The organism is Streptomyces sp. PU-14G (assembly GCF_041028275.1).
GTDB lineage: Bacteria > Actinomycetota > Actinomycetes > Streptomycetales > Streptomycetaceae > Streptomyces.
Window position 1 is genome coordinate 1 of sequence record NZ_JASKYT010000452.1, and the last position, 4,058, is coordinate 4,058.

At 69.7% G+C, this 4,058-nt stretch carries 5 protein-coding genes and 1 tRNA gene; 4 read left to right on the plus strand and 2 right to left on the minus strand.

Annotated elements, in window-relative coordinates; genetic code table 11:
- Window positions 1-291 precede the first annotated feature (291 nt).
- Both htpX and AB8Z75_RS31255 read left to right on the plus strand, forming a co-directional pair.
- Window positions 292-1,158 (plus strand): zinc metalloprotease HtpX, encoded by an 867-nt coding sequence (htpX, locus tag AB8Z75_RS31250; protein ID WP_369207918.1) that lies wholly within the window; start codon window positions 292-294, stop codon window positions 1,156-1,158.
- The gene (locus tag AB8Z75_RS31255) at window positions 1,155-1,559 is read left to right on the plus strand and encodes a YccF domain-containing protein (protein WP_369207920.1); all 405 of its coding nucleotides are present in this window, start codon (window positions 1,155-1,157) and stop codon (window positions 1,557-1,559) included. The genes htpX and AB8Z75_RS31255 overlap by 4 nt, the downstream gene beginning before the upstream one ends.
- Before the next feature lie 211 nt (window positions 1,560-1,770).
- On the opposite strand, the gene AB8Z75_RS31260 is transcribed toward AB8Z75_RS31255, so the two are convergent.
- A complete protein-coding gene (locus tag AB8Z75_RS31260; RefSeq protein WP_242753318.1) occupies window positions 1,771-2,259 on the minus strand; it encodes a YajQ family cyclic di-GMP-binding protein in 489 nt (162 codons plus the stop codon).
- Window positions 2,260-2,492: 233 nt separating this feature from the next.
- Here AB8Z75_RS31260 and AB8Z75_RS31265 point away from each other — a divergent pair.
- Window positions 2,493-2,574 (plus strand) — tRNA-Tyr (locus AB8Z75_RS31265).
- Window positions 2,575-2,978: 404 nt separating this feature from the next.
- Here the strand turns inward: AB8Z75_RS31265 and AB8Z75_RS31270 are convergent.
- Window positions 2,979-3,632, minus strand: a complete 654-nt coding sequence (locus AB8Z75_RS31270) for a hypothetical protein (protein WP_369207922.1) — start codon at window positions 3,630-3,632, stop codon at window positions 2,979-2,981.
- A gap of 150 nt (window positions 3,633-3,782) precedes the next feature.
- Between AB8Z75_RS31270 and AB8Z75_RS31275 the strand changes: the two genes are divergently transcribed.
- The coding region (locus tag AB8Z75_RS31275; protein ID WP_369207924.1) for an IS5 family transposase at window positions 3,783-4,058 on the plus strand (276 nt) is incomplete at its 3' end.

Genomic DNA, 4,058 nt, shown 5'->3' on the forward strand with positions numbered 1-4,058 from the left:
GTCCTGTGGACCCTCCCTTTCCCGTCAACGGAGAGGGGGGGGGGGGGGGGGGGGGGGGGGGGGGGGGGGGGGGGGGGGGGGGGGGGGGGGGGGGGGGGGGGGGGGGGGGGGCGGGCGACCCGCACCCCCCTCCGGCGCCCCCCGAAGGGGTAGCGGGACCGCGTCGGCCGCCGGGGAACCGAGAACGTGCGCTCTCCGTTGACGGGAAAGGGAGGGTCCACAGGACGGGGCCGTCGAAGGCGGAAGGTCCGCCCGGCTCGGGGCCCCGCAGCACCATCTGGAGGGCGTACCGTGCACCGCCGGCACAACGGGCTGAGGACAGCTCTGCTCCTCGGAGGACTGTCCGCTCTCATCGTCGTCATCGGGAGCTTCTTCGGCACGACGGGCCTGCTGATCGCCCTGCTGATCGCGCTGGGTACGAACGCGTACGCGTACTGGAACAGCGACAAGCTGGCGCTGCGTGCCATGCGCGCCCGCCCGGTCAGCGAGTTCGAGGCCCCGCAGCTCTACCGCATGGTCCGCGAGCTGTCGACGGCCGCGCGGCAGCCCATGCCGCGGCTCTACCTCTCGCCCACCCAGGCGCCGAACGCCTTCGCGACCGGCCGCAACCCGCGCAACGCCGCGGTGTGCTGCACGGACGGCATCCTGCGCCTTTTGGACGAGCGGGAGCTGCGCGGCGTCATCGGCCACGAGCTCAGCCACGTCTACAACCGGGACATCCTCATCTCGTCCGTCGCCGGGGCCCTCGCCTCCGTGGTGCTTTTCCTGGTGAACTTCGCCTGGCTGATCCCCCTGGGCCGCTCCGACGACGACGAGGGGCCCGGGCTGGTCGGCATGCTGCTGATCATGCTGCTCGGCCCGGTCGCCGCCTCCCTCATCCAGCTCGCCGTCTCCCGCTCCCGCGAGTACGAGGCGGACGCCTCGGGCGCCCAGCTCACCGGTGACCCCTTGGCGCTCGCCTCCGCGCTGCGCAAGCTGGAGGCCGGTACGGCGCAGCTCCCGCTGCCGCCGGAGCCCCGGCTGGAGACCGCGAGCCACATGATGATCGCCAACCCGTTCCGCAGAGGCGAGGGCGGCATGACGAAGCTGTTCTCCACACATCCCCCCATGGCCGAACGTGTCGCACGGCTGGAGAAGATGGCAGGCTGGCGAGGGTGAAGACCCTTCTCAACCTCATCTGGCTGATCTTCTCCGGACTGTGGATGGCCCTCGGCTATCTGCTCGCCGGTGCCCTCTGCTGCGTGCTCGTCATCACCATCCCGTGGGGGCTGGCGTGTTTCCGCATCGCCGCGTACGCGCTGTGGCCGTTCGGCAGAACAGCCGTACAGCGGCACGACGCCGGCGCGGCCTCCGGGATCGGCAACATCATCTGGCTCATCTTCGCCGGAATCTGGCTCACCCTCGGCCACATCACGCTCGGCGTGGGACTGTGCCTGACCATCATCGGCATCCCGTTCGGCCTGGCCCACTTCAAGATGGTGCCGATCTCGCTGATGCCCCTCGGCCGCGAGATCGTCCCCACGGGCACCCAGGCGGCCTACCCGCACTACCGCTGGTGAGGCCCGGTAGGGCGTGAGCCTGTGCCGCCGGTACGGCGCGAGCCCGTGCGGGTACGGCGCGAGTCTGCCCGGTACGGGCGCGCCCGTGCCGGGCGGGCGAGCCAGGAGATCCCGTGTCGGGCGGGTGTGCCAGGAGTGAGGGGCCGGCCGCTGCCGTCCGGACGGATCCGGGCTGCGGCGGCCGGCCCCTCACGCAGGGCAGCGGCTCCGCTCAGCGGTAGTTCACGAACTGCAGCGCGAAGTCGAAGTCCTTGCCCTTCAGCAGCGTGATGACCTCCTGCAGGCTGTCGCGGCTCTTCGAGGTCACCCGGAGCTCCTCGCCCTGCACCTGCGCCTTGACGCCCTTGGGCCCCTCGTCCCGGATGACCTTCGCGACCTTCTTCGCGTTGTCCTGGGAGATCCCCTCCTGGAGGGACGCGCCGATGCGGTACTCCTTGCCGGAGGCCTGCGGGTCGCCGGTGTCGAGCGCCTTGAGCGAGATGCCGCGCTTGACCAGCTTGGACTGGAAGATGTCGAGCACGGCCTCGACCCGCTCCTTGGAGTTCGCCCGCATCTCGATCCGCTCGCCCGACCACGCGATCGAAGCGTCCACACCCTTGAAGTCGTACCGCTGGGAGATCTCCTTCGCGGCCTGGTTCAGCGCGTTGTCGACCTCCTGCCGCTCGACCTTCGAGACGATGTCGAAACTGGAGTCGGCCATGGTGAGTTGGCTCCTCGTACATAGATCCGGCAGAAAAACGGCGGCCGCGCCGAGGCGGCAGCCCTGCGCAAAGCCTAGCCACCCGCGACCGGCCTCCGGCGCTCTCCTCGGCGGCGCCGCGCGGGCCACCGACGCCGGAAGAACCGGGTGGCGAACCACCCCCGGCCATCGGGTATGGTTTACACCGTTGCCACGGCGCACCGCCCCAGGGCGGGCATCGGGCAGCAATCCCAGGCGGTGTGCCCGAGCGGCCAAAGGGAGCAGACTGTAAATCTGCCGGCTCAGCCTTCCCAGGTTCGAATCCTGGCGCCGCCACAGGGTGGGAAAGCCCCTCCTGACCTGCGCTAATGCAGGCCGGGAGGGGCTTTCTCCGTATTCGAACAAGGCCCGCCGCAGGAACCGGACATACTGGGCCTGTCTCACCTTGTTTCGGGGGGTTCTCGCCCCCTGATCAGTATTTCCGGGCCATGTGCGGGCCAAGATTGCGAGGGTCGGGCGGGCGGAGGGCTCTGCGCGGGTCGATGAACAGAGAACGCGCCCAGATCGCTCGCCTTTGTTCAACTGTGACCGATATATACGTGACGAGCCTCACAGTAGGTGCTGACGCTCTCTACTGTGAGGCTCATCTTGTGCTAGATGGGTTGCCGATGCGTGTACGTAGGTCAGCCGGTGAGTGAGCCGGACCACGCGGGCGGCGTAACGATCGCCGAATTGTGCCGTCAGGTTGGTTCCATCGTCTGAGCCACGCCTTCGCTCCTTACAGCCAAGCCAGCGCCCTGCTCCCTGGCGGGCGGCGCATGCAGAGCCGCCACCTCCTCCAATACCGCGTACAGCCGCTGGGCACGCCGGCTGCGCGGGCCGCCGAAAATTTCCCGGTCGGTGGTGAGCAGCAGGGTCCAGTGCGCGCCGGTCATCCGCATCTGGCTGGCCGCCCGGACCGCGCGCAGCACGGCCCGGTTCTTCGGTGCCGCCAGTGCCCCCCGCGCGGGTGACACCAGTTCTTGCGCCGGCACCCGGAGCTGCTGGCAGAGATGCAGCGGCACTGCCTCCCACGTCGAGTCGTCCGGCCCCGGCAACCGTCGGTCCTGGGCAATCCCCGAGTCGGCCGGCGACGCTGTGGTGGGGGCCGGTGAGGCGAGGGACTGATCGGCAGACGGGGCGTTGGCGGTGCAGGTGTGGGAAGCCGAAGGCCCGACGTACGGGCACCTGGTGCAGCGTCCCCAGCCCGCCTCCTCGACGGCCGTCTGCACCACCGACCGCTCCGGACCGTACCCCAGCGACATCAGCTGGTGCGGCAGCAGGCGTAGTTCCTCAACCGCACGCAGGGCGGCGGCTGCAACGGCGGCGTGGCCCTGAACGAAGGCACTGCCCATTTCTACGTCCTCGCCGCACCCGCAGAAACAGCCCCGACTTTCCCTCTTCCGTCAAGATCCGGGACCCTAGGCTCCAGCAGCCCCAGATCGGTCAAGCCACGCCGACTCGTCCCTGCCGGGGCTAGGGCCTGTCTGATAATTGATCTTGTGGTGGGTCGTGGTGAGCTGACGGATGCGGCGTGGGAGCGGGTAGCCCCGCTGTTGCCTGGTGTGGATGGTCGTGGGCGGCCATGGCGGGATCACCGGCAGGTGATCAACGGGGTGCTGTGGCGGTTGCGGACCGGTGCCCCGTGGCGTGACCTGCCTGAACGCTACGGGCCGTGGCAGACGGTCTATGAACGGTTCGCCCGCTGGGAAGCGGACGGCACCTGGGCCCGCCTGCTCGAACASGTCCGGGTCCGTGACGATTCCGTCGGGGCCCTGGAA

Bases quoted from the DNA above. Each gene is read 5' to 3' on its own strand.
- AB8Z75_RS31270 (WP_369207922.1), bottom strand. From the start codon at position 3,632: ATGGGCAGTGCCTTCGTTCAGGGCCACGCCGCCGTTGCAGCCGCCGCC.
- AB8Z75_RS31260 (WP_242753318.1), bottom strand. From the start codon at position 2,259: ATGGCCGACTCCAGTTTCGACATCGTCTCGAAGGTCGAGCGGCAGGAG.